This is a genomic window from Shewanella sp. 0m-6 (assembly GCF_052977325.1).
In genome coordinates this window covers 138,422-163,746 of sequence record NZ_JBRIMD010000009.1, presented here as the reverse complement: position 1 = coordinate 163,746, position 25,325 = coordinate 138,422, and the positions used below count along the sequence as shown (strand labels likewise).

Sequence of the window (25,325 nt, the reverse complement as noted above, 5' to 3'; positions counted from 1 at the left end):
GGCAATTAGGAACAAGATTTTGCACACCATTGAGCAGTTAACCTCTGGCCAGTTAAAGGGAATTAAACGCCTACAGATCTCTGAAGGCTTAACACAGTTTCCAGCAGCGATTTTTTCCCTCGCAGATAGTTTGGAGGTACTTGATTTATCTGACAACAAACTGTGTGAGTTGCCTGATAATTTAAGTGATTTGCATCAATTAAAGATTTTGTTTCTCACCAATAACAGCTTTGAATCTGTGCCACAGGTACTTGCACAGTGCCCTAAGCTGGAAATGATCAGCTTTAAGTCGAACAATTTAAAACGCCTGCCAGAAAAGGCCTTACCAGAAAATACCCGCTGGCTTATTTTAACCGACAATCAGCTCGAATCTTTACCTGAGGATATGGGGCGTTTACATCGATTACAAAAGTTAGCTTTGGCGGGCAATAAGCTGACGGCTTTACCTGTGAGTATGGCCAAATGCACCAAACTAGAATTAGCTCGCCTATCGGCTAATGCCTTTAAGTCGTTGCCAGATTGGTTATTTCAGTTGCCATCCCTAAGCTGGTTAGCGCTTGACGGAAGTCCGTTAAAACCGCAGCCACAAGCCTTAGTGGCAGAGTCGGGCTTAGTGAGTGGAACTGGCTTAGTCAATAAATCTGGCTTAATCAATGAACCAGGCTTAGCTGTTGTCACTATGCCTAGTGTGAGTCTTGATGATATTGAACTTAAAGAGGTTATTGGCCAAGGTGCGTCGGGCGTTATTTACCGCGCTAAATGGCTTAAGCAACCAGCAGCGTTAACAGCTACTCCAGTTGATATTGCCGTTAAAATATTTAAAGGCGAGGTCACTAGCGATGGTTACCCCAAAGATGAGTTAGCTAATTGCTTACAGGCTGGGCACCATCACAATCTCATTAAGGTTGTAGCCCAGCTTAGTCAAGCTGAACGCTCTGGTTTAGTGATGGAGCTTATTCCTAGTCACTATCAAAACTTAGGCCTGCCGCCATCACTGGATACTTGCACGCGAGACACCTTCACTGCTGGCACTCAATTTGAACTAAAACAGATATTGCTTATCTTGAAACAGATGGCATCAGGCCTAACTCATCTGCACCATAACCAAGTGAGTCATGGTGATATCTACGCCCATAACACTATGTACAATGATAACGCTGAGATCCTATTTGGTGATTTTGGCGCTGCGACCAATTTAAGCCAATTGCCTTTACTGCAACAAGAAGCGATGGAAGCAATTGAAGTGCGAGCCTTAGGGTGCCTAATAGAGGATTTACTTGGGCAATGCTTACCAGTAAAAACAGGCTCACAATCTAAACTAGACAGCAGTGAAGCGATTCTTGCCCAGCTGTTGCAGTTAAAACTCGCATGTTTACAGCCCAGCATCGGCTTACGTCCACGCTTTAAAGAGATTGATACGCGACTACTGCAATGCACCGAGCTGCTTGAGCGCGAGCAATGTCTAAGCATCTAATTATCTTATTCTCTAAGCATCTAGGTGCATAGTACATAAATAGCAAAAACTTAACGTTAAGTATTTGTTTGTAAATAAAAAATGCCATCGATTGACGACGTTTTTTATGTCGCTAGTGATGTGATAGCTTAATTTTTCCTTGGTTTGTGCTGGTTATTCCTTGTTGAATTGCTCCTTGGCGAGTCGTTCCTTGGCGAGTCGTTCCTTGGCGAATTGCCTCTAGATGCATGGCTACTAGGGGCGGGTCGCGGCTTAGTGGTATGGCTTTTATTGACTCTTGGTTGCAGAACCTTGGTCGCAGCATGTTGGGGCCGACTGTTTGTTGATATATTGTGTCGGCTGTCTGCCTTTGAGCTGGGTTGTAGCTTAGTGCGCATCTGCTGTTCACGTTTATGGGTGTTCTGCTGGTGAGTTTGCACGCGCTCACGGCTTTTGTTTTGCATCTGATTTTTAATGCGGTCATGGTTCTTAATTGGATCATGACGATTGATCCGCTCATGGCTGTTTACACGCTCATGGCTGTTTACACGCTCATGGCTGTTATTCCGCTCACGGCTGTTTACCATGTTGTTGGCCACATGCTTGCTATCGTTTCGTCGTAACGCTTTACTCTGAGCGCGACTAGGATGATGGCTGTTATATTTGTGCCTAAGCGCATTATTACTGTAAGCCACACCGCGTCGATGCTGAGGCTTGTGGGCCCAGCGTTTTGCACCATGGCTGGTTACGATACGGCCGTGATGACGATATCGGTGCGAATTATGGTGATGTACCACCACAACCTGGCGTTTGTGCCAATGGAATGCACTAAAATAATAGTTAAAGCTGATATGTACACCCGCGCGCCAATAAAAGTGGCCGTAACTGGGTCTGATATATCCAGGATAAACCGCCCAATAGACTGGCGGATAGTTATACCAGCGCCAATAACCGTAAACTGATCTTGGGTCATAGTAAGGCACATAAACAATTTCTTTTCTCACCGGCTCAATCACTATCTGATTATTCACCCGAGTGACCTGCATATTATCCATCTGCTCAAGACTGTTGGCATTATCAGCTTGCTGTCTCAGAGTTTGAATACTGTCTAAAACCTGTGCTTCATCTTGTAAAAAGGCATCACCAATAGACTGGGTCCAATTGAGATCTTCACTGAGCTTTTGTAGCACATTAGGAAAGGCGATAAGCGCGACCACACTGGGATCCCAGTCTTTATCTTGCGCCTTGTCTATCTGCTTTTGGCTGCTTAAATGTTGGTGAGACTGTTGCCAGCGATGAGCTTGCAGCACCTCTAATGGATAGGTCGCGGCAATCAAAATGTGAGTAAGCAAACTATCGGGATATAGGGCGATAGGCGCAAGCATTTGCGCTAACTGGCCCTCACTGTACTGACTTTCAGTATATTGAGCGCGCTCGGCGTCGTGATCTTGTGCGTTGACTGTGGCGGCAGACATCATCAAAGGCATTGCAATGACAAGTGTGATGACAAATAGCCAGCGCCATTTTTTGAATCTGTTCATATGCTCTCCTTATACGTTAGCATCAGTATAAAAAATCCAAGATGAACAGAAGCTGAAAGCCAAAAAGCGGGTAGATTAGAGCCGTTAGATGAGTGCCGTTAAATTAGCTGTTAAAGCGCAGCTCGAATTGAGCACCACCGAGTTTGGCCGACTGGCCGACAATGAGTTGGCCTTGATAGCTATCGACTAAGTCGCGCACAATTGCCAGACCTATACCATGACCTTGCTGGTAAGAGTCGGCGCGAATGCCACGCTCAAATATTTGTGAATGCAGCGCCTCATCGATCCCTTTACCATCATCTTCGATATCGATAACTAAGCAAGAGTCGACAGACTTTACTGTTAATAACACTTGGCAGGTTGCGGCCTTACAGGCGTTATCCAGCAGGTTACCTAGAATCTCAGTCAAATCGCTGGAATCGCCTTTAAAGACGGCGCTTCTGTCGACATCTTGATTGATAGTGATTGCTGGCTGGCAGTATATTTTGGGCAGGTTGCGCACCAGTTTATCTGAGACTTCAGCCACCTCTACGCCTAAGTGCCAGGCAGAGCCTGCTGCCGATTGCGCTCGTTTGAGCTGGTGGCCGATTATGCGATTGATATGAGATATCTGCTCGAATGATTGTGGACTTAAATCTTTCTGACTTTGAATAACCGCCAGCGGTGTTTTTAGGCTGTGGGCCAAGTCAGCTAAGGCATTACGATAGCGTTTACGTTGATTTTGCTCAGTATTGAGCAGGGTGTTGAGCTGCTTGGCAACGGCACTGAGTTCGGTGGGATAGTTATCATTTAAGTGATCGGCTTTACCGTTTTCAATCGCGGCTAATTCATTTTGTAAACGAGTGAGGGGTTTTAGTGTCCACCATAGCCATAACATTTGAATTGAAAGCAGGGCGGCCATCAAGATCAATAACCAGTGCCAAAGTTGCTGATTAAACTCATTAACCTGTAGCTGGTAGTCACTTTGATCTTTAATGATATAAATCGTGACAGGAAAACGGGTGATCTGCTCATCCCCGTGCTTATCAATTTGCTGGGTTTCGAAACTCGCACTAAAGCCATAGACCAAATGAGGTTCGCCATTAAGCATAATCTCACTGAACTGGCCTTGGCCTTTTTCTGGTTGTGGAAAGGCCGGGTCAGTATGAACCGCAGTGGTGATTGCCGAAGTGAGGTCGATGCCAAGCAATGAGTTAGATCGCCAAGCGACCTCTGTTCCGGCTGTGACTTGTTGCTCGGCGATATTCTGATCGCTTGCCGGCTTTAGGGTTTCAGGCTTAACAAATTTAGCATCGAAGCTAGAGTCTTGTTTATGGTCACTTGTCGATGTGGATGCCGATGTGAGTGTCTGTTGTAGGCCTTCGGGAATAGTGATTAAGGCGTACAGGCCAGACTGGATCACGTTAAACTGATTTTCCAATAACACTTCTGGCATAAACAGTTGCTGATTGTCGACTTCGGTCACCGCCAAGATAGAATAAACGTAGGCTTTCAGCTCTTTGACCGAGGCACTCTTGACCTGCAATTTAAACGCATCGTTTAGGGTTAAGCCCACGATAGGGATCAAGACTAAACTCAGCAGCATGGCGCTGACGATAAGACGTGCCTTTAAAGAGTGCATTACAGTGGGCAAGCGCTTGAGGTTAATCATTGGCTTACTGTTTCGCGTCGTCATCGAGTGACACAAGACGATAACCTTGGCCACGAAGGGTTTCGATAAGACCTATTTGATTATCAGGGTCGAGCTTTTTGCGTAAGCGCCGAATAAACACCTCAATGACGTTAGAGTCCAAGTCAAAATCTTGGTCGTAAATATGCTCTGTTAGCACCGTTTTTGATTTCACTTCGCCAATATGTAGCATCAAGTATTCAAACAGCTTGTACTCAGAACTGCTGAGCGTGATCACCTCGCCTGATTTTATAATCTCAAGGCTACTGGTGTTCAGGCTAAAGGGGCCATTGGTGATAATAGGGCTGGCTTTACCTGCAGAGCGGCGGATAAGGGCTTTTAAACGCGCGACGAGCTCTTCAGGATGAAAGGGTTTAGTGAGGTAATCATCGGCGCCAGCATCTAAGCCTTCAACCTTATCTTGCCAGCTATCGCGGGCGGTCAAAATAAGAATAGGAAAGCCAATCTCAAGTGCTCTTAACTGAGTAATCAGCGCAATACCATCAAGTTTAGGTAAGCCTACATCGATTATCGCTGCATCGTAATTATATTCGCGGCCCTGAAATAGCCCTATCTCGCCGTCATCGGCAGTATCGACGGTGTAATTGGCCTCGATAAGGTGCTGCTTAAGGTTTGATTGCAGCTCTAAATCATCTTCAACTAATAACAATCTCATGGTCTGGCTCCTTGTTGTACGGCTCGATAATAAAACGTTGCAAGCAATAGCCTAAAGTTAGTTGCGAGAAACACGGCCTGTTTTGGCATCGACGTTGACATAAAAAACCACACCGTCATTCGATAGTAGCTTTACGCTATAACCTGGATTGCCATTAACCCGGCTAGACTGCACCTTCAGCACTTTGCCGCGATACTGGCGTTTCGCCAACTGTACAGCCTGCTCTTTGCTGCGAACTTTTAATTTCTGCTGCTGATTACTATTGGCCTTCATAGAGACCGACATCATAGATGTGACGGCATGCACAGTACTCGCCGCAGCAGGCTGTGCGGCTAATAGTGAGAGCGAGAGCAATATGATAGATAAAGCAGTTTTCATTAAAGGTACCAAAGGGTTGAGATACAGCCAGTTTAAAAGATCCTATTCGATTAGTCATTAGCTTGCCTATGTTAAGCCAAAGCCTAGATAGCCATAAGCCTAGAATTATCCTGTCTATGCCAAGTTAGTGCATAGATATACATAAGGTTAGATGAACGCTGGCTGAATGTGGCAGGTTGGCTACAGGTAGATTGGCTATAAAATGGCTTTCTTGAATCAGCTCTATCGGCTGTTCTACTCCTTCTATTTATTTATGAAGAATGCAGAGATGTCTGGATGTTAAAGAATTGCCTGATCAACAACACCTTGTTTAACGACCCGTTCGCCGTCGGAGGCTCTCGCTCATAAAGTCCATAAAAATGGACTTCACCCTTGCTTCCATCAATGCCCCCTATCGAAACTGTTGCTACTTTTCGGGGGAGGATTAGTGTATGTCGTTACTTACTCGATTGCGTATCGATAACCTTGTCTTCTTCTTTCACTAAGCTATCCATATCAACAAAATTGTTCGGTACAAGTAATTTTGCATCAGTTTGAACCACATGGCATTGGCTACAGAAATAACGTGTAGGTGACAACTCCGCTAAAAAGTTGCCATCCCAACTCTTAAAGTGGGTCACACTCACCATTGGTGCTTGTGACATGCGGGTACGTTTACGAGCGTGGCAGGACATGCATTTATTTACATTAAGATTAACCTGATAATGATCAATTTTATGTGGGATCACTGGAGGCTGCATAGGGTAATTTCTCATCTCCTTTATATCCAAGTTAATCACTTTAGGCATATTAGGTGGAGTGGGTTCGACATTAATTGGTGCCTTTCTCAGTGTTGCCATCTGATCAACAGCGATAGTTTTGGCATTACTATCATTTGCTGAAGCATGCAATAGAGGCAAACTAAGCATTATTAACAAAGATAATTGGATCACTGTTTTCATCATGTTGTTCCTTATGCCTTGAGTACTTTCACTGCACATTTTTTGTAATCAGTTTCCTTAGAAATTGGATCTGTAGCATCTAAGGTCACTTTATTGATTAACTGACTTGCATCGAAAAATGGCACGTAAACCATACCCAGTGGCATTTTGTTTCGTCCACGAGTTTCGACTCTAGATTTCATTTCACCGCGCCGGGAGATTATTTTCACCTCATCGCCACGACGTAAACCGCGATTTTTAGCATCTGTTGGGTTCATAAAGCACAGCGCATCGGGAAAGGCTCGATACAACTCCGGCACCCTTTGTGTCATTGAACCGGTATGCCAATGCTCAAGTACGCGACCGGTCGATAGCCACATGTCATATTCATTATCTGGTGACTCTGCTGGAGGCTCATAAGGTTGAGCAAAAATAACCGCTTTGCCATCGGCATGGCCATAAAAATCAAAGCCACTGCCTGGTTTGACATAAGGATCTGTGCCTTCTCTAAAGCGCCATTTGGTTTGCTTACCTTTAACTACTGGCCACTGTAAACCATGGGCTTTATGGTAATCTTCAAAGGGAGCAAGATCATGGGCATGGCCGCGTCCAAATGTTGCATATTCTTCGAACATTCCTCTTTGTACATTAAACCCAAAGTAATGTGATTCATCATTAAGGTAATTTGGATTAAGCGAATCTTCTGGGTATTGATCCACATTACCGTTTTTAAATAACACTTCAAAAATGGTCTTACTCTTAAACTCAGGATGTTTAGCAAGTACCTCTTTAGGCCAAACTTCATCAGTAGTAAATCGCTTTGAAAACTCCATTAGTTGCCACAGATCCGAGCGTGCTTCACCCGGCGCTTTGACCATTTGTCGCCAAAACTGGGTTCGACGTTCGGCGTTACCATACGCCCCTTCCTTTTCAACCCACATAGCAGCAGGTAAGACTAAATCTGCAATTTGGGTCGTTACCGTAGGGTAAACATCAGATACTACAATGAAGTTTTCAGGGTTAAGGTAACCGGGTAGACTTTCTTCATTTAGGTTTGCTGCTGCTTGTAAATTGTTATTGGCCTGGATCCAGTACATATTTAATTCGCCATCTTTGAGCTTTCGATTTTGCTCAACAGCGTTAAACCCCGGCTTAGGTGGAATAACCCCACTTGGAATTTTCCAGATTTCTTCTGCTCTAGCGCGGTCGCTAGCTTTGTTGACGACAAGGTCTGCTGGTAAACGATTACAGAAGGTACCGACTTCACGGCTTGTACCACAAGCTGATGGTTGCCCGGTTAATGAGAATGGGCTATTGCCTGGGGTCGATATTTTACCAACCAGCAAGTGAATGTTGTAAATGAGGTTGTTACACCATACTCCTCGAGTATGCTGATTAAATCCCATGGTCCAGAAAGACATCACTTTGATATTTGGGTCGGCATATTGCTCTGCGAGGGTAATTAATTTTTCTTCAGGTACGCCAGATAACTCACTTACCGATTGCACATTATACTCAGCAACAAATGCTTTAAATTCATCAAAATCGATAGGGGTTGAGTCATTGGCCTTATCGGCATTTTTAGCATTGACCTGTAGTGGATTAGTAGGGCGTAAGCCATAACCAATATCGACTTCACCTTTTCGAAAGTTCACGTGTTTATTTACAAAGTCCCAGTTAACTTTGTTATTTTGAATAATGTAGTTCGCTATAAAGTTCAGAATGGCTAAATCAGTTTGTGGAGTAAAAATAATATCCATATCAGCCAGTTCGAATGAGCGATTTACAAAGGTCGATAGCACGTTAACTTTTACATGGTCATGACCAAGTCGTCTATCTGTTAAGCGGGACCATAGAATAGGGTGCATTTCGGCCATGTTTGAACCCCATAACACAAATGCATCTGCGGCTTCGATATCATCATAACAACCCATAGGTTCATCGATACCAAAGGTACGCATAAAGCCACCTACAGCAGAGGCCATACAATGACGAGCGTTAGATTCTAAGTTATTTGAACAAAGCCCTGCCTTCATCAATTTAACTGCGGCATATCCCTCCCACACAGTCCATTGACCAGAACCAAACATACCAACGGCAGTAGGCCCTTTCTCTTTCAGTGTTTTTTTCCACTTTGCAGCCATAATGTCAAAAGCGGCATCCCAGGTTATAGGGGTAAACTCACCGTTTTTGTTATGTTTGCCATCTTTCATTTTTAGCATGGGTGTTTGTAGTCGATCATCGGCATACATTATTTTTGAAAGAAAATAGCCTTTGATACAGTTGAGGCCTCTGTTAACTTCGCTTTTTTCGTCTCCATGGGTGGCTACAACTTTACCGTCCTTTGTACCTACAATGACGGAACAACCTGTACCACAAAATCGACAAGGAGCTTTGTTCCATTCAATCTTGGTTTTTTCTGTACTCGTGATTAAATTACTAGCGCTACTGGGTAAGGCGAGCCCAGCCACGCTGGCAGCTGACAAGGCGGCATTCGCTTTGATAAATTGGCGTCGATTCATCTTCATTATTCACCCTCTTCCAGTATTTCGCTTTGTTGATAAACCATAGCAGCAGATAACACCCCTGGGAGACCATTTATCATTTCTATGCTCTTCATTAGGGTGCGTTGACTGTCTCCTTCAAGTACAACAACAAGCTTCATTTCATTGCTTACCGCTATTTCAGCGGCATCCATTAGTGCAATTGTCTGTTTAACTTGCGACATTTGAGCGGGCCTTACTTGCACAACCATGCTTGTTACATGAAATTCCTGTTCCATAGCGTTCACTCTTAAAAAGTTGGACCTGGTGGACTCGTTAGAATTTGGCTAAACCACACAATAAAGCCATAGATTGAAATTAATATTGATGTCGCTAGTGGACCGATTACCACTGCCAGCAAGAAAACCACTGTTAACTCTTGCCCTTTGTCATGGCTATCATTTGTATTCATGTGTCCTCCAGTTAAGGTGAGTAACCTAATCCATAGAATTTGTTGTACTAAATGCTTTTTTCGCAGCGCTAAAAACCATCAACACCTTTCATGTCTGGTAAGTTGTGGGCAATACCTTTGTGGCAATTAATACAGGTTTTCTCACCTGTTAGCAGGTAGGTAGAATGCATATTGGCAGCGCGCGGAGACTGCAAAGTGATATCCATAGAATTGAGGTTATGACAATTGCGACATTCCTGAGAGTTGTTAGCTTGCAACCTTACCCATTCATGTTCAGCCATTTCACGTCGCTTAGCTTCAAATTTTTCTTGGGTATTAATAGCACCCGTGAGGTAGCCCCATATTTCTCTCGAGGCTTGCATTTTTCTGGCAATCTTATCTGTCCAGTTATGGGGAACATGACAATCATGGCACTCTGCGGTAACGCCACTGGCGTTAGTAAAGTGAGCTGTTAGCGCCATCTCTTCGTATACGTTTTGGTGGCAGCTGCTACAAAATTCTTCTGTACTTGTCATATCCAAACCTTTGTTGAAAGCTGTCCAGAAAATCACACCAGCAACAAAGCCACCTAACACAAGAAAAGCAACACTATAATGTACGCTCGGTCTTTTCATTAGATGCCAAATTTTAACTAAATACTGTTTTAACTTAGCCATTAGGTTTCCTTTTGTATTGCCATTTTTTTTGCGTATTACCTGATACTAATTGTTTAATGTTAGTGCAAATATCAGTTTTTATTCGCTGAATATGAGATTAGGTATATTAGGTAAAGGAAAATAAGCTTTTGGGTATGGAAGAAAATACGCTAGCCAGTATCTGATAGTTCACCTCAATCTTAGGAGCATCAAACTACTGACATACATTGCAACCACAGGGGCTTGGGATTAATGGCGGTGCTTGTGGTAGCGTGGCGCTACACAAGCCAACGTATGCTTTTAATGATAATATCTTGGTTTCTGCTTTGAGATATTGGCTTAAGCTCTTCATCTTTACCTCCGTTACCTCCGTGAAAGCGAAGCGCTTCGTGGTGAGATTAGTGCTATAAGATGTTGCCTTACTTTCCCTGTATTTACTGCTCAAACTAAACAATTTTATTTTCTAGGTTAGAAGTCGAATCATTACGATTTTTAACGTTCAGCTTGTGTTCACACTCTGTGGACTCTAATGGCCTCATTAAGAAAGAACTTCGAGGTGAAGATGAACACAAAACAAACTCATACAACTCATACAACAGATACAACTCATATAAGTGAGCAAAAATGCACGTTGGCGCGAGTAGCTCAACTTGCACTGTTAATGCTCCCTATGATGTTCATGCTACCTGCTAGTGCCAGTTCGGATATGAGCCTGCTTTCGCAGCCGAAAAGTGTCTCGGTTGCTAAAACTGTTTCGGCAGAGGCTGAAGTAATAAACAACTCTAACAGCTTATCTGAGCAGCAAATCAGTCAGCTAGATGCCCAAAGAGCTAAGCAAGTGCTAGCAGAACAGGCGTTGCAAGCAAAAGGGGGAGCTAGCCCTGAAAAGCAGATGCGAGAGTTGAGCAGAGAACTAATCATCCAGTCCCATATCGATAAGGCGGCTCAGGCGCAGCAGAGCCTAGTAAAGAGCGGTTCGGTTAAGCAATTTGCAAATGGCATCTACCGAGATTTTTATATCTACGATGCCTATAGCCGTTTGTTTATTGATAACGATTATGACGGTTTTTATCAGACCTTTAGTGTGACGTTTGATGCCGATGTGCAGGGGAGCTATGTCAATGAACGGGCGGATGTGTTTGCTGAGTTATATCTAAGTCGCAATGGTGGGCCGTGGGAGCATTACTACACCACAGACATTTTTAGTATTTATGGTGATGCCACCGATGATGATTTTGAGGTGCTAACCAGGCTGGATTTTGGTTACCGAACTGATTATTACGATGTGTTAATTGATCTCTATGAAGTCGGTTACGGTGACATAGTGGCGACCGTGAGCTCGAACGATTTTGATAGCTTATATGCTTTGCCATTAGAGAGTAGCGATAGGGATGATGTGTATATCGAAGAGGATTACTATGGCGGAAGTGTATCAGTGGGTTTGTTATTAGCACTATTTAGTTTACTTGCGATAAGACGATACTCGCGCAGTTGTCAGTTTTAGTCAGTGGCAACAGGCTTAGATGATTTAAAGGGAATGAACAAAAATGCAGCCAAGGCTGCATTTTTTATTCGTGCTATATCATTAAACTAGGGTTAGAACTGATAGTTCACACTCACGTTGAAGTAGCGACCTGGTTGAGTAAAGTCTTCTTTTTCAAGGCCCATACTTGCGCCGAGTAAGAATACCGATTGGCCTGCAACATCGGCGTAATCGATATACTCTTTATCAAATAGGTTATAAACGCCAGCACGTAGTTTCCAGCTGTCGTTAATTCTTAAACCAAAGGTGAGATCCATAACCGCATAACCAGGCGTACCGTACACCTCATTAAACTTCTCTTTAGGAATGCACATGCCCATGGCACAAATATCTTCCTCGGCTAGCTCGATATCATTGGTACGGCTCATATCATCCGCCCAGCGCACTACCGCACCAAAATCTGCTTCCATATCAGCAATATCAGTATACCAATTAGCACCTACGTTACCTTTTAGCGGACTGACACTATTAAGGTAATCACCGTTTTCATCTTCACCATAGGTGTATGAGATGTTACCCCATAGCTCAATGCTATCAGTTAGCCAATGGTTAACTTGAGCTTCAGCGCCGTACAAGGTTACTTGATCGCGGTTGTAGTACTGGTACTTAAACTCCATTGGCTCCATCACTGGCGGGAAGCCAGGAATAAACACAGGAGGTTTAAAGCTGACATACTGCCAGTCAATAAAGTCTTTGGCCAGCGTGTAGAATGTTGTCAGTTCATATTGGGTGTCGCTGTGATTACCGCGAACACCGATTTCCCAGGTATGAGACTGCTCAGACTCTAAGTCATAGTTAGCCTGAATAATCACATCTGTCATCGAGCCTGCATCGACTTCTAACTCACCCCATTTTTGATCTGGCGTTGGCATCTTGTAGCCATAGGCATACTGACCATAGACGCTGACTGAGTCTGATAATTGATAGACTAAACCCACTTTAGGCGACCAGAAACTGTCACTCATGCTCTGGAAGTCTGCGGCATCTTTACCTGCGTCAACGGCTTGTTGTTGATCTGGGGTATTGCGGAAATAGTCATAACGCAAACCCGCAATTAAATTCAAATCGCCATCAAGTAGAGTGACATCATCCTGCATAAAAATACCTAGGCGCTGGCTGTCGGTAGTGGCAAAGGTAAATGGCGTATTTGTTTCGCCTGTTTGCGGGTCGTTGACCTCGCGATGACGAGACATGGTCGAAAACTCGTAGTCCAAACCATAGGTGATCTGATGACCATAGTTGTCGCCGCCAACATACTTACTAAAGGTGCTGTTAAGACCTATACGCTGATCTTCAAAGCTGTAGTCGCGAACTTCACTCAAACCGTAAACAGTTTCAGCTTTATTCCATTCAAAGTAGTCTCTGTGCTCTAATTGCTCGGTTTGGCCAAAATAGGCGGTTACCGTCAGCGTATCATGCATTTGGGTTGGCTTGTCAGACACCAGCTGCACGGCACCATTAATGACTTGAGTGTCTCGGTCGGTATCGATATTTTCTTCAAGCGCATTGTCTTTATCAAAATCGTATTCCCAGCGCTTAAGGGTCTGCTCTAGATAATCTAAGGTCAACTGCACAGAGGTGTAGTCATTGAAGTGGTACTTACTCTTAAACAGCACACTGTCTTGCACTAGATCACTGTCTGGTTGAGTGTCATAGAAGTTTGGCAGTTCTTCGCCTTTGCGGTGCTGATAAGTCAGCAGGTTTTCAAAGCCGCCATAAGCTGCTGCACTGGTAAAACCTGCACTGTATTCGTTGTTGATCCCCGCATAGCCAGTATTAAGCGACACATAATAGTCATCACCCATTAGGTAATCGCTAGCATCTTTGGTGCGCATAACCACTACGCCGCCTAGTGCGTCAGAACCATACATGGTCGAGGCGGCGGCCTTAACCACTTCCACTTGTTTTAGGCTTTGTACTTCAGTAAGGCCGCGGCCAGTACCTTCAGCGCCAGGGCCTAATGGTGAGGCGTACTGGTTGTTAACGCGCACACCGTCTTTAACCATCATCACGCGGTTGCCGCCGATACCACGAATGGTCACTGTGGTCGGTTTACCTGCACCGCCTTTAACGCCAATAGCCGATTCATTTCTAAATAGGCTGCCAAAGTCATTACTCATGCTTTTTTCAATGGTATCTTCATCAATGACCAAAATAGAGCCAGCAACCTGCTCGATATCTTGCTCCATACGAGAGCCAGAAATAACGATCACTTCATGCTTTTGTGCACTCGTTTCTGGGCTTGACTTTGATTCCACTACAGCTTCTTGAGCCTGGGCATTGAGTACCGTACTGACAGCTATCGCCAGTACACTAACTTTGAGCTTATTCATGACGCACCTTAACTGATTACAACAAAATGAGAATGATTCTCTTTAGCGGGCGACATTTTATACTCTAATTTAGGTAGGGTCTTGTTTAGAGTGAGCTAATTTCCCTGCTTTATCTGATAAAAAAACAAATTTTTAAAGTTGATCACATTTATCTATTTATGATAAAAATCAACTGGCTAGTTATTGCTCGCAAGCGTCACTATTATTAACAGGTGTATTGATTTGTTACGGCTTGGGCGGGCTTGACACCTTAAGGGGTCAACATTCCTTAACCGGATGATTTAGTGTTTGCGGATTTATCCCCCCAGCTGCAGTGCGAGCTTAGAGTATTTAGGTCTTGAAGCGTGATCCTGTTGATGTTTTGTAGTTTATATCTGCTTAAAATCAAGTGTTTAAGTGTGATTTGTTTGCTTGCGATACTGTTGGTGATAGCTTGATAACGGCTTGTTATGCCGGCCATTTAAACGGCGCTAAAGTTAAAGCTTATCTTCTATTTGCGCTAATAGTGTAAATGTTGGCTCGCGAAGCTGACTCAAATCTCTTTGGGTCACTATGGCTACGGATTGCTTTATCGCTTTATAGGCGAGGCTATAATTGTGCTGCAACATCTGCAGCTTAGCTAAGTTGTTAAGTGCTGCAACTTGGCCTGCTGGGTAACCTACTTTTTGCTGGTAATCGAATGAAAGCTGATATTGTGCATTGGCATTTTTATAGCGATTTAGTCGCTGATAAATATGTCCAGACCAGTTAGAAATATAGCCTAAATATAGCCAATCCTGGGTATTGGCGGCTAATATTCTTGCTTGTGAAAGCTCACTAATTGCCAGTTCAAGCTCACCATTTTTAAGCTTGTTTTGTGCTAATGCGAACTTTAATCGCGCCAGCTGGCGTTGATTGTTGGTGTCATTGGCAGCGCTGATCCCACGATCAAGCCACTGCTTGCTTATAGCTAACTTTTCTTGTGCCCCCTTATCATCTAGCTCTTCACTTTGAGCCATGATTAGTTCGGCCAGTCGCCTTATGGCAATAAGATTATTAGGAGATTGTGCTAACAGCTCATTAAGGCTCGATTGTGCATCGTCAAGTTGTGCGTATTGGATCTGTTCTAGCGCATTGATGAGTTGGGGGTTGCTAAACCAAGCTTGCTGGCGCTGTGCATTCTGGCTAAAAGGCTGTCCTGCAAAGTCTTGTATACGTTCAGCGAGTTCTTTTTGGACAGCAGAGATTGAAGCGCCTTTGATTGAGCCTGTAATCACTTTTTTAGCGCTCAAAAAACGGTATTGAAGTCGATACTGCTTTGCTTCCAATGACAGCGAGCTTTCGACAATCAAGCTGCTACCTGAAAGAGTAAAAAGCCGATTAAGATCGATAGGTTCTGGGTCTTGAATATAGCTTTCCGCTTGTGACAGCATCGATATTACATCTTCAACCTGGAGCACCGGATACTGAGCTGAGGTGCCAAGGGCTAATATCACTTGCTCCATTTGTGCATAGGCTTGCCAGTCATTGTTATCACTCTCTAACTCAGGGCTATTTAACTCAAGGCTATCTAATTCAAGAGCATTTAACTCAAGGCTATCTAGTTCAGGGCTATTTAACTCAAGGCTATCTAATTCAAGAGCATTTAACTCAACACTAACGGGTAATATCAAAATTGAGCCCGGTGCTAATTGAGGCGATTGCCGATCCTTAATGGCAAAAAAAACACTGATAGCCAGTAAGCCGGTTAATACGATGGCGGCGATAAGCAGGCGTGGTCTTGAAGTGTTCTTCTGCATAAATGCAAGCATGATGCTCCTAGGGGAACCGGTTAAACATTATATAGTTCACTAGGTTAACAAATAGTTGCCGTGGTTAACAAATGGTTGTTGGGCACAGTGTTTATAGCATGAGTTTAATAGCATGAGGTTTATAGCTCGGGCGGGACAGTATGGTTTGTTAGTACGAGTAGTACAGTATGGTTTTTTGGCATAGGGCGCAGGCTGATAGCTAGGAGGCTTGATAGCGTTTTACTATGGCTGAGTATTATTACGTATAAGTATTACTATGCCTGAGTACTCTTGTTTAAAATGAAATTGTTTATGAGTACTATTTTTAATAAGTATTAGCTGATATTAAAAAAGGGCTTAGCTGCTGCTAAACCCTTTTTGCTTGTATGCTTACTGCTAAACCGATAACTTCAGTTGTATTGAGCTAATAATACTGACAGGAGTGCTGGCAGAAGTACTGGCAGAAGTACTGGCAGAAGTAGTCTATAAATTCCAAGGGTTTGGCGGTAGTTTATTACTCTTGTTTTGGTCTGCTTTATCGTTATGGCTTGGCTTAGTGTCTGAATGCCTCGCATCTTTCGATCTAGCGCCTTTAGAGCTAACATCTTTAGAATTAGCCTCTTTACGCGGCGCTTTATCACCAACAGCAAGTTGTTTGCTCTTAGGTTTAAAATTTAAAATTGAAATCGGAACTTCTTTTCTTGGCGCAAAGCCTTCAATTTCTCTACGCTCAATCAAATGGCCTAAACGGCTTTCAATCATACATAAATTCTTAAAGTCATCTTTTGAGACTAACGCAACGGCTTGACCACTGGCGCCAGCTCGTCCGGTACGACCAATACGGTGAATATAATCATCAGCAGGGTAAGGCAGGTCGTAGTTAATCACCAGTGGCAGCTCATCGATATCTAATCCACGTGCCGCAATTCCTGTTGCGATTAATAAACCAATTTTGCCGGATTTAAAGTCTGCAAGGATTTGCTCACGGATCTCCTGGCTACGGCCGCCATGAATACATTCTGCAACAATGCCACGTTTTTCAAGTTGGCTAACAAGCTTAGCGGCACCCTGTTTTGTTTCGATAAAAATAAGCGCCTGTTGCCAGTTATTCTCTTGAATTAAATGGCTCAGTAGCGCAGATTTTTTGTCTTTATCAACGGTAACTAACCACTGTTCAATTTTAGGCTTGTTGTCAGTGTTATGAGTGACAGAAATTTCGATAGGTCTATTAATCGTAGCCCTTGCCAGCTCTTTGACTTGTCTAGATAGGGTTGCTGAAAATAGCAGCGTTTGTCTATCTACAGGCAGCTTTTCGATGATCTTATTGATGTCTTCAATAAAGCCCATATCAAGCATTCTGTCAGCTTCATCAAGCACGAGGATTTCTAGCTCGTCGAAATGAATCGCGCGCTGGGTGTACATATCGAGTAGGCGACCCGGCGTGGCAACCAAGATATCGACACCATCAATTAAGCCCTGACGTTGCGGCTTTGAATCAACGCCACCGTACATGGCCATTGAGGTTAGATTTAGGTGCTTACCATATTGGCTAATGTTGTCTTCAACCTGCACCGCAAGCTCACGGGTTGGGGTTAAAATCAGCGCACGAATACGCTTTTTACGTTGAGTCTCGGCTTGGCTTAGCATCTCTAAGATTGGCAGTACAAAGCTGGCCGTTTTACCGGTACCGGTTTGCGCTGCCGCAATCAGGTTACGCTGACTTAAAATAACGGGAATAGTCTTAGCTTGAATCGGAGTCGGGCTAGTGTAGCCTTGCTCAGTAACGGCTTTAACGATGGGAGTGCTTAATCCAAGCTTAGAAAACGGCATGCGAGTCTCAATTAGGTGTCTGATAGATATCAATATGGTTAGCGGTTATGGCGATGAATTTCGCCGATAACGGTGTTGCTGCAAACCATTATAACAGTATGTTTGAAGTTGGGCGCGAATTGATTAATTCTGATATTTAACTTTTTGCTTGATGAACTGCCACTTTGCTTATTTCATCGTGACCTTGCCGCCAATCATTTTAAATGCAGGCGCACCGCGGATAAGTGTATCTCGAGCGAATAGCTGCTCGCAATTAGGGCATTGGCAAGGCGTTTGAGTGAAGTCCTCGACGATGCGTTCTTTGAAACATTTTACCAGCGTCCCTTTTCCGCCTTTTCGATACTTAAACAGTTGAGCTTTACATTTTGCGCAAAAGATTTCGACTGTTTGTGTTGGACCTTTTTTATTGGGTTTAGCCATATTAATTTCTACTAATAGCATTTAAAGGGGCGAGGCTATTTTGCCATAAATTACCTTCATCGGGGTAAATGAGTAAGACGTGCTGCTTTGGTTATCGGTGTGGATAAAACTCAAATGCTTGTTTAACATTTTTGTAACGGCGTTTATGATAGGAAAAAGCTTACTTTAATCGCGCAGGGAATATAGCGCAGGGAATAGCTAAATGCATAAAATAATAAAAATAGCACTTATTGGCACCTCGTCAGCTGCCGTAGCCGCCTTGGGGGGTGTGTACCTCTCGTTATCTTTGAGCTTACCCGCACTCGATAAAAGTGTGACCAGTGATAGCGTTAAGCAAACTGTGACTCTTGGGCGCGATAGGCTTGGCACCGCAGTTGTTCATGCCAGTGACCGACAAGATGCAGCCTATGGCTTAGGCTACGCTCATGGGCAAGATAGGTTCTTTCAAATGGATCTGCTGCGAAGAAACTCTGCCGGTGAGCTAGCGGAGATCTTCGGCGAAAAAGCATTAGATTTAGATAAGCGTCGTCGTTTTCATCAACTGCGTAAACGCGCCGAGCTGATTATTAGCAACTTGGATGCTGAGCACTTAAACGTACTGACCACATATGCTCAGGGGGTGAACGATGCACTTGCTGCGCAATCTCTTGAATCATTCGAATACATAGTGACGGGCGCAACGCCGAGATCTTGGGTGCCAGCCGACAGCTTGCTGGTTATTTACAGCATGTATCTGGATTTACAAGGCAACACGATTAAGCGTGATTTAGCCTTAACTCAAATTCAGGTACTTTTTGGTCGTGATATGGTGGATTTTCTCATTCAGCCTAGCCAATATCAAGCGGCGCTAGATGGCAGTCAATTTGCACTAGCTGACATACCCGTCCCTACGCTAGCTAAAAAGCTACTCACTCAAGCCAAGCATATAGAAATTGCCGAGCCATTGGATATTGGCAGTAATAACTGGGCGGTGACAGGTGAGTTGACCGCGAACGGCAACGCTATGCTCTCTGATGACATGCACCTGTCTTTTGCTGTGCCCATCATCTGGTATCGCGCCCAACTGAACTATCAAAAAGCCGGCGAAAATGTGCAAGTGACCGGCGTATCATTGCCGGGGGCTCCCGCTATTGTCGTTGGCAGTAATGGTAAGGTGGCATGGGGCTTTACTAACGCCTATATCGACACTGCCGATTGGGTGGCGATTGATGAGCAAACGCCTATCTATCTGGAAAATGAAATAATTGCTTTACCCGATTCAGAGGTGAGTTACACCGTTCAAATCTCGCCTTATGGTCCAGTTCAAGAGATGGGTGACCAAAGGTACGCATTATCATGGGTGGGTCATAGCGACTATGCGGTAGACATGGATCTAATTGAGTTAGACGGTATTAACAGCGTTGAACAAGGTATTGAGGTGGCCAATAACATGGGGATCCCAGTACAAAATATGTTGTTGGTGGATAACGCGGGGAGCGCGGCCTGGAAACCAACCGGGGCGTTCCCATCAAGGACTAACCCAAGTAATGTCGCAATCGCGACTTCAGCTTTTCAGAACCTGAATTGGTTACAACAGAGTGTTGCATTGCCACAGCTGATCAACCCTGAAAATAACCGATTATGGACAGGTAACTCTCGAGTCGTATCTGTTCAAGAACATCAACGTCTTGGTGACGGTGGTTATGCTCTTGGGGCTCGCAGCACGCAAATACGAGACCGATTATTTGAGACTGAAGATTTTTCTGTGAAGGACTTTTATCAGCTACAGCTCGATAATCAAGCGCGATTTTTGCAAGACTGGCATCAGTTGTTACTCAATGAACTCACTTTGCAACCTGAGCGTTTTGCTGAAGATATTGCTTATTTGAAATCATGGCAGGCTTGTGCCTGCGCTGACTCTGTGGGTTATAGCTTAGTGCGTAATTTTCGTAGCCAATTAATTGATAGCACTTTTGCGCCATTGGAAACAGAACTGGCTAAATATGACCTGAGTTTATCGCCGATTAAACGTTATTTAGAGCCAGGTATGTGGCAGCTAATTCATTCCCAAGCGCAAAGCTGGTTACCTCAGGGACAAGATGATTGGTCATCATACATAACGGATATGTATTTGCAGAGTAAGGCGAAGCTTCTGGCTAAACATAGTGACAGTGACAGTAATAGCGGCGATATGGCTGACTTAGCCTGGGGAAAGGTAAACCAGCTGAAGATCCAGCATCCGTTTTCTAAACAGATCCCAAGTCTAAGCGCATTGCTCGATATGCCGGTAGTTGCAGGCTTTGGCGACAGCTTTATGCCAGCAGTGCAAGGGGCGTCATTTGGTGCGTCGCAGCGCTTTATCGTACAGGCGGGTGATGAGGGAAATGGGATTATGACAATTCCAGGTGGGCAATCTGGGCATCCGTTATCCGATTTCTATCGTGCAGGTTTTGACGAATATGTGAGCCAACAAAGTACCCCTTTGTTACCCGGTGAGATTATTCATCAATTGCAAATAACGCCCTTAGCAAAGCAGGTTAACGAGTAGCGACTTGCCATATGGTAAGCATGACTTCCGATAAAGCTCTTTGTTGAGGAGTCTTATCGGGAGTTTTTTACTGAGTGTTGTCGATTGCTGGCCGTTATGAAGGGCTGAAAGTGATTACGGCCTAGCAGTACTGCTTGAGCTCCCGTCAGAATGATAAAAAGCGTCTTTTACGGTAACCACGCCAGTATTGAAGTAATACTCCATTACTTGTGTTGTTTCGCCGCGTTGAATAAAGAATAGATCACGATAGATGCACCTGTCTGCGCCATAGGTGTATGCAATATCGACATCTGCAGTCATTAAATCAGCATCAGTTACATGGGCAATAGTGAAGTCTGTTGAGGTAATGCCATGCCAAACCTCTTTACAGGCTGTAAATACTTCGGTATCGGTTCCAGAGGTAGAGTAAGGGAAACCTGTTGGAGTTGATGACACATTACCCTCGCCAAAACTCGGCAGTTTATCGACGGCCCCCGTATCGCCAGCAGTTACCCAGCCGCTGTGATAAAGTGCAACAGCACTTTTAAAAGCGCCAAACTGGCCTGCCATTGCAGCCGTTCTGGCATCGTCTTGCAAATTGATAAACTTAGGGAGCGCTATAACGGCTAACACACCTAGGATGATAATCACTACGACCAACTCTATCAGTGTAAATCCTTTTGCATTAGGCTTCATTTGATACTCTTCATATATGGGAGTTTAAATTTAGACACAAGTTTACATTCTTAATGGTGTATTTTATTTGATCCATTGCTAATAATTCACCATCGTTAATTGTTGAATATAACAACTTTGAAGTGGCCAGTTCGATTTGAACGCTCGTGGATAACGGATAACGGATAACGGATAACGGATAACGGATAGTGATTGCGTCTGTGACAGGGGAGTGTGGGTTGAGTAGCTGACTTATATAACCTTATAACCTTATAACCTTATAACCTTATAACCTTATAACCTTATAACCTTATTCGTCGCTTGCGTGATTGGTCTCTAATGCTTCAATCACATCGACTGATATTGTGATCTGTTTATATTGATTACGACCTGCTTTTTTGGCTTGATATAAGGCTTTATCTGCAAGTAACGCGGCTTGGTGAGCAATAATGTGCACGTCGTTTTTAAACTCAAAACCTTCAACTGCAATGACCTTGCAAACCCCAAGACTGATGGTGACAAATGGGGCTGTTTGGCTACAAGGATGAGGCAATGCCATCTCTTTAAACGCGTTGAGTATCGCCTCTAGTTTACCTTGTAATGCTTGATCGGGAATATCCCTAAACAGCATAATAAATTCTTCTCCACCAAATCGAGCACAGATATCTTCAGCACGGTAAAATTGCTGTGTAAGGGTTTGCGCGACTTTACTCAAGGCATCATCTCCAGCTAAATGACCAAGGGTGTCGTTATACTCCTTAAAGTGGTCAACATCGGCAATGATCAGCGTAAAACCTATCTGTTGTCTTGCAAGCAGCTGGCAATAGGTGTCAAGCCGTTGCTCAAACGCGCGGCGATTGGGGATCTTGGTTAAATTATCGATGTAGACTTGCTCATTGAGCAGTTGAGTTTGTTCTTGAATCGTGCCCATAAGGGCGTTGAAATGGGTCGCGACATTGACTAGCTCTGTGATGGGGTAGCGGTACCGCAACCTTTTTATCTCTCTGCTTCTTTCCATCTCTTCGATATCATTTGCCAGTTTTTGTACCGGGCGCACTAAGAAATAGGAATATAACAAATAGGCCAAAAGCAGTAGGGTGGTCATTTCTGCAAGTAAGACAAATACGCCAACGGTTAAAACGGGAGGCGGCATGGTATTGGTGTGCTTAAGGATGAGTTTGAACAGCGGTTTACCATCGATATTGCGAACAATGCGCTCTGATGTTGGCGAGAGGTTATTGAGTACTCTGTGTGAGCCTAAATTAAACATAGATGTAGCATTGTCTTGTGCACTCAATAAGCTCATCTCTACACCTGCTGAGGTATATTGAGATAGCTCGCTAATAAACTCTTTATTTATGAGTCTGATAAACACTAAATAGCCTAAAGCTGGGCCGCTGCGGTTGGATTGTAAAATCGAGGTTGAGCTAAACAGTGCAGGCCCATACTTTGTCGAGATAACCCCGGTTTTTGATGGTACATCCTCAGGGCTGCTTATGGGCTCATCGATTGACGGCAGCGCCTGTTTTTGCTGTGGAGACAGCGCTTTGTTTTGTGGGTATAGGGTGAAATTGGTAAACCCAAACTCAAGAGACTGATCACTGCTGTGATTGAACCCTTTAGAGAAAACCAACCTATTAGCGTTGTTAAAAATAAAGACGCCATCCACTTCTAAACTTTTAAAGGTGTCATCAGGGTATTCATGCTGCTCATAAAACTGCTTGGCAGTAGCACTTTTTGATTTCATGTAGCTGTAAGTTCTGTCCCAAACAGCGTAATCATAATTAAGGGTATGCAGTGGTTTAATCATCTGCTTAAAGGCAAAGTCTAGCGCGATGAGCTCTTGTTCTGAGACTTTTAATAGTGACTTTTCAACAAGAGGGATCTGTACCCAAACTCTAAACGCAAACACCGCACTGGCGAATAATACAAATATCGCAACCGAAATCCGTAGCTGTAGTTGATTAAAGGTTTGGGGTTTTAATTTAACGATAGTTAGAAACCTTTTAAAACAGAGCATTACTTAAGTAAAGCTTATTAAATGGTGTGGAGCCAACTTTTTAAAACAGGTCTGCTTACTTTGCCGTTATGGATGCAAGCGAGTAAGAGCTGTGGCATTTATCTGTCGATTTTAAAGGTGATTCTATATGTAGAATTGAAATATAGAATTGAAATATAGAATTGAAATGTAGAGTTTGACTATAGATTGAAGCTGTATAGCTGACGGGTAATTGATGAGGTAAAGAAGCGCAAAGCGTGCATATAAAGCAAAAGCCACCAACAGAAGTTAGTGGCTTTTTAAGGTCGTTTTATCTAAAGGCTGGGCTTATGCCATTCTTTGAGTCGGCTTCCAGCGCAGTAACTGAGCTGGAAGCTTAACGCCTTGGGCCGTTAGTGAGTTGACGCGGTTAAGATAAGCTGCGCCATACATAAGATGCTTAGCCAAATCGACTGCGTTACGCTCTTGGTAGTTATCTAAGTAGCTACCTTTAGCCCACTGGTTGAAAGCACCTAGTGCTGGACCTGCCCAAATCTGATAATCCATCTCGCGGCCAACTTCGCCTGAATTTGACCAGCGGCTTGAAAGCCCCAAGTACCAGCGGAAAATCAATGCCATTTTACGTTTTGGATTACCTTCTGCACGCTCAATCTGTTTTGGGTCGCGTTCATTAAAGTGGGCAACGGTACCCGCCCAGATCTCATCTAAGCTTGAGCGGAACACCTGTTTCTCGAGTTTTTCACGCTCATCAGCAGGGATAGCTTCAATAGCGTCATAACGAGTGTAGATCTCGTAAAGCTTATTCGCGCGCATCGGGAATAAGGTACCACGCTTCACCACTTGCAGTTTTACGCCCATTTCGAACATATCAGCAGCAGGAGCCATGGTGACGTCGGCCATCTCGGTGGTGGCAAGTAGTTTACGGGTATGCTCACTGGCGCCCGCTTCAACACAAGCCTGGTTAATTGAGCCTGTCACAATATACGCGGCGCCCATATTAAATGTCGCTAGCGCCGCATCGGGAGTGCCAACACCACCGCCGCAACCGACACGAATCGGTGTGTCGTACTGGTACTTGGTTTGGATCTCTTCTTTTAGGGCCAAAATCGTAGGTAGAAGCGTTACTAATGGGCGGTTATCAGTGTGTCCGCCCGAGTCTGCTTCTGCAGTTACGTCATCCGCCATCGGCACAAGTTGTGCCAGTTCCATCTGCTCGGCTGTGATAGAGCCGTCATCAACCAGTTTTTGCAGCATTTTGGCTGGGGCAGGCATCATGAACTTTTCAGCCACTTCGGTGCGGCTCACCTTGGCTATCACCTTGTTGGCGACAACAATTTTACCCTGTGCATCACGGCTTAAACCCGCGGCGCGGTAATAAACAATTTGCGGTGTTAAGCCTAAGAAAGCCGACGCCTCAACGGTACGTACTTTATGCTTTAAAAATAATTCCACGCTGCCACGCTCTAACGCTGGCTCACTTGGGCTATGGATAAGATTAAACATGTATGGGCCATTTGGCAGCGCCGCCTGAATGCGATTAATCGCGGCTTCTACACGGCTTGGGATAAGACCCGCGGCGCCAAATGAGCACAAAATACCGGCCTGACCCAGTGCAATAACGAGCTCTTCTGATGAAATACCGTTCGCCATTGCGCCAGCGTAATAGGCATATTTCACACCATGAACACGGCGGAAATTACTGTCGCCAAGGCTTTCCGTACCCAAAGCTGGGGTAAAAGCACTCACTGGTAAATCTGTGCTGTTAGCGGCTTGTTCAGTGACGATATTTGCTGATTGCGCGATACCAAAGCCATGTTCGCTGTGGTTTACCACATAGCAGCCACGGCGAAAATCTTTAAGTTGTTGCTCCATCACTTGCACGTCAAAGCTAATATTTGACTCTGTCACAGCCCATGGCCATGGAGAAAGCATTTCACTTGTTGTAGTAGGATTCATTATTTGTAAGACCCTTAATCATTTATATCGAGCTTGCGGCTCTTAGCTATTCTTTTAACTAAATTTT

General features: G+C 44.2%; 19 protein-coding genes. 3 read left to right on the top strand and 16 right to left on the bottom strand.

Going from position 1 to position 25,325, the window contains the following annotated elements; genetic code table 11:
- The first annotated feature begins 19 nt into the window (after positions 1–19).
- On the top strand, positions 20–1,474 hold the full coding sequence (locus ACVBJC_RS09555) for a protein kinase (RefSeq protein ID WP_447160657.1): 1,455 nt from the start codon (positions 20–22) through the stop codon (positions 1,472–1,474).
- A 128-nt stretch (positions 1,475–1,602) separates the two neighbouring features.
- Here ACVBJC_RS09555 and ACVBJC_RS09550 read toward each other — a convergent pair whose 3' ends face one another.
- The 9 genes from ACVBJC_RS09550 to ACVBJC_RS09510 form a co-directional block, all read right to left on the bottom strand.
- Positions 1,603–2,994: a DUF3300 domain-containing protein gene (locus ACVBJC_RS09550; RefSeq protein ID WP_447160637.1), complete on the bottom strand. Its 1,392-nt coding sequence runs from the start codon at positions 2,992–2,994 to the stop codon at positions 1,603–1,605.
- Positions 2,995–3,097: 103 nt separating this feature from the next.
- Positions 3,098–4,645, bottom strand: coding sequence for an ATP-binding protein (locus ACVBJC_RS09545; RefSeq protein ID WP_447160636.1), 1,548 nt, complete (start codon positions 4,643–4,645; stop codon positions 3,098–3,100).
- A gap of 4 nt (positions 4,646–4,649) precedes the next feature.
- A complete protein-coding gene (locus ACVBJC_RS09540) occupies positions 4,650–5,339 on the bottom strand; it encodes a response regulator transcription factor (protein ID WP_447160635.1) in 690 nt (229 codons plus the stop codon).
- 57 nt (positions 5,340–5,396) lie between these two features.
- A complete protein-coding gene (locus tag ACVBJC_RS09535) occupies positions 5,397–5,717 on the bottom strand; it encodes a PepSY domain-containing protein (RefSeq protein ID WP_447160634.1) in 321 nt (106 codons plus the stop codon).
- A 437-nt stretch (positions 5,718–6,154) separates the two neighbouring features.
- The gene (locus ACVBJC_RS09530; RefSeq protein WP_447160633.1) at positions 6,155–6,658 is read right to left on the bottom strand and encodes a nitrate reductase cytochrome c-type subunit; all 504 of its coding nucleotides are present in this window, start codon (positions 6,656–6,658) and stop codon (positions 6,155–6,157) included.
- An 11-nt stretch (positions 6,659–6,669) separates the two neighbouring features.
- Positions 6,670–9,159: a nitrate reductase catalytic subunit NapA gene (gene napA / locus ACVBJC_RS09525; RefSeq protein ID WP_447160656.1), complete on the bottom strand. Its 2,490-nt coding sequence runs from the start codon at positions 9,157–9,159 to the stop codon at positions 6,670–6,672.
- Positions 9,160–9,164: 5 nt separating this feature from the next.
- On the bottom strand, positions 9,165–9,419 hold the full coding sequence (locus tag ACVBJC_RS09520) for a chaperone NapD (RefSeq protein WP_447160632.1): 255 nt from the start codon (positions 9,417–9,419) through the stop codon (positions 9,165–9,167).
- Between the two features lie 11 nt (positions 9,420–9,430).
- Positions 9,431–9,592 (bottom strand): periplasmic nitrate reductase, NapE protein, encoded by a 162-nt coding sequence (locus tag ACVBJC_RS09515; protein ID WP_447160631.1) that lies wholly within the window; start codon positions 9,590–9,592, stop codon positions 9,431–9,433.
- A 68-nt stretch (positions 9,593–9,660) separates the two neighbouring features.
- Complete coding sequence (locus ACVBJC_RS09510) at positions 9,661–10,248, bottom strand: NapC/NirT family cytochrome c (protein ID WP_447160630.1); 588 nt, start codon at positions 10,246–10,248, stop codon at positions 9,661–9,663.
- A gap of 541 nt (positions 10,249–10,789) precedes the next feature.
- Between ACVBJC_RS09510 and ACVBJC_RS09505 the strand changes: the two genes are divergently transcribed.
- Positions 10,790–11,731 (top strand): choice-of-anchor H family protein, encoded by a 942-nt coding sequence (locus ACVBJC_RS09505; protein ID WP_447160629.1) that lies wholly within the window; start codon positions 10,790–10,792, stop codon positions 11,729–11,731.
- Between the two features lie 92 nt (positions 11,732–11,823).
- Here the strand turns inward: ACVBJC_RS09505 and ACVBJC_RS09500 are convergent, their stop codons facing one another.
- The 4 genes from ACVBJC_RS09500 to ACVBJC_RS09485 form a co-directional block, all read right to left on the bottom strand.
- Entirely contained in the window at positions 11,824–14,103 is a 2,280-nt protein-coding gene (locus tag ACVBJC_RS09500) for a TonB-dependent hemoglobin/transferrin/lactoferrin family receptor (protein WP_447160628.1), read from the bottom strand.
- 476 nt (positions 14,104–14,579) lie between these two features.
- Positions 14,580–15,893, bottom strand: a complete 1,314-nt coding sequence (locus tag ACVBJC_RS09495; RefSeq protein ID WP_447160627.1) for a hypothetical protein — start codon at positions 15,891–15,893, stop codon at positions 14,580–14,582.
- Between the two features lie 462 nt (positions 15,894–16,355).
- Entirely contained in the window at positions 16,356–17,702 is a 1,347-nt protein-coding gene (locus ACVBJC_RS09490) for a DEAD/DEAH box helicase (protein WP_447160626.1), read from the bottom strand.
- A gap of 168 nt (positions 17,703–17,870) precedes the next feature.
- Positions 17,871–18,122, bottom strand: coding sequence for a hypothetical protein (locus tag ACVBJC_RS09485; RefSeq protein ID WP_447160625.1), 252 nt, complete (start codon positions 18,120–18,122; stop codon positions 17,871–17,873).
- A 202-nt stretch (positions 18,123–18,324) separates the two neighbouring features.
- On the opposite strand from ACVBJC_RS09485, the gene ACVBJC_RS09480 reads away from it, so the two are divergent.
- Positions 18,325–20,649, top strand: a complete 2,325-nt coding sequence (locus tag ACVBJC_RS09480; RefSeq protein WP_447160624.1) for a penicillin acylase family protein — start codon at positions 18,325–18,327, stop codon at positions 20,647–20,649.
- 114 nt (positions 20,650–20,763) lie between these two features.
- Here the strand turns inward: ACVBJC_RS09480 and ACVBJC_RS09475 are convergent, their stop codons facing one another.
- The 3 genes from ACVBJC_RS09475 to pfaD all read right to left on the bottom strand — a co-directional run bounded on the left by ACVBJC_RS09475 (position 20,764) and on the right by pfaD (position 25,258).
- Positions 20,764–21,324 (bottom strand): type II secretion system protein, encoded by a 561-nt coding sequence (locus ACVBJC_RS09475; protein ID WP_447160623.1) that lies wholly within the window; start codon positions 21,322–21,324, stop codon positions 20,764–20,766.
- Positions 21,325–21,613: 289 nt separating this feature from the next.
- The gene (locus ACVBJC_RS09470) at positions 21,614–23,323 is read right to left on the bottom strand and encodes a sensor domain-containing diguanylate cyclase (RefSeq protein ID WP_447160622.1); all 1,710 of its coding nucleotides are present in this window, start codon (positions 23,321–23,323) and stop codon (positions 21,614–21,616) included.
- 306 nt (positions 23,324–23,629) lie between these two features.
- Positions 23,630–25,258 (bottom strand): eicosapentaenoate synthase subunit PfaD, encoded by a 1,629-nt coding sequence (gene pfaD, locus ACVBJC_RS09465; protein WP_447160621.1) that lies wholly within the window; start codon positions 25,256–25,258, stop codon positions 23,630–23,632.
- Positions 25,259–25,325: the final 67 nt, after the last annotated feature.

Coding starts and splice junctions, on each gene's coding strand:
- ACVBJC_RS09550 (WP_447160637.1), bottom strand. CDS start 2,994: ATGAACAGATTCAAAAAATGGCGCTGGCTATTTGTCATCACACTTGTC.
- ACVBJC_RS09545 (WP_447160636.1), bottom strand. CDS start 4,645: ATGATTAACCTCAAGCGCTTGCCCACTGTAATGCACTCTTTAAAGGCA.
- ACVBJC_RS09540 (WP_447160635.1), bottom strand. CDS start 5,339: ATGAGATTGTTATTAGTTGAAGATGATTTAGAGCTGCAATCAAACCTT.
- ACVBJC_RS09535 (WP_447160634.1), bottom strand. CDS start 5,717: ATGAAAACTGCTTTATCTATCATATTGCTCTCGCTCTCACTATTAGCC.
- ACVBJC_RS09530 (WP_447160633.1), bottom strand. CDS start 6,658: ATGAAAACAGTGATCCAATTATCTTTGTTAATAATGCTTAGTTTGCCT.
- napA (WP_447160656.1), bottom strand. CDS start 9,159: ATGAATCGACGCCAATTTATCAAAGCGAATGCCGCCTTGTCAGCTGCC.
- ACVBJC_RS09520 (WP_447160632.1), bottom strand. CDS start 9,419: ATGGAACAGGAATTTCATGTAACAAGCATGGTTGTGCAAGTAAGGCCC.
- ACVBJC_RS09515 (WP_447160631.1), bottom strand. CDS start 9,592: ATGAATACAAATGATAGCCATGACAAAGGGCAAGAGTTAACAGTGGTT.
- ACVBJC_RS09510 (WP_447160630.1), bottom strand. CDS start 10,248: ATGGCTAAGTTAAAACAGTATTTAGTTAAAATTTGGCATCTAATGAAA.
- ACVBJC_RS09505 (WP_447160629.1), top strand. CDS start 10,790: ATGAACACAAAACAAACTCATACAACTCATACAACAGATACAACTCAT.
- ACVBJC_RS09500 (WP_447160628.1), bottom strand. CDS start 14,103: ATGAATAAGCTCAAAGTTAGTGTACTGGCGATAGCTGTCAGTACGGTA.
- ACVBJC_RS09495 (WP_447160627.1), bottom strand. CDS start 15,893: ATGCTTGCATTTATGCAGAAGAACACTTCAAGACCACGCCTGCTTATC.
- ACVBJC_RS09490 (WP_447160626.1), bottom strand. CDS start 17,702: ATGCCGTTTTCTAAGCTTGGATTAAGCACTCCCATCGTTAAAGCCGTT.
- ACVBJC_RS09485 (WP_447160625.1), bottom strand. CDS start 18,122: ATGGCTAAACCCAATAAAAAAGGTCCAACACAAACAGTCGAAATCTTT.
- ACVBJC_RS09480 (WP_447160624.1), top strand. CDS start 18,325: ATGCATAAAATAATAAAAATAGCACTTATTGGCACCTCGTCAGCTGCC.
- ACVBJC_RS09475 (WP_447160623.1), bottom strand. CDS start 21,324: ATGAAGCCTAATGCAAAAGGATTTACACTGATAGAGTTGGTCGTAGTG.
- ACVBJC_RS09470 (WP_447160622.1), bottom strand. CDS start 23,323: ATGCTCTGTTTTAAAAGGTTTCTAACTATCGTTAAATTAAAACCCCAA.
- pfaD (WP_447160621.1), bottom strand. CDS start 25,258: ATGAATCCTACTACAACAAGTGAAATGCTTTCTCCATGGCCATGGGCT.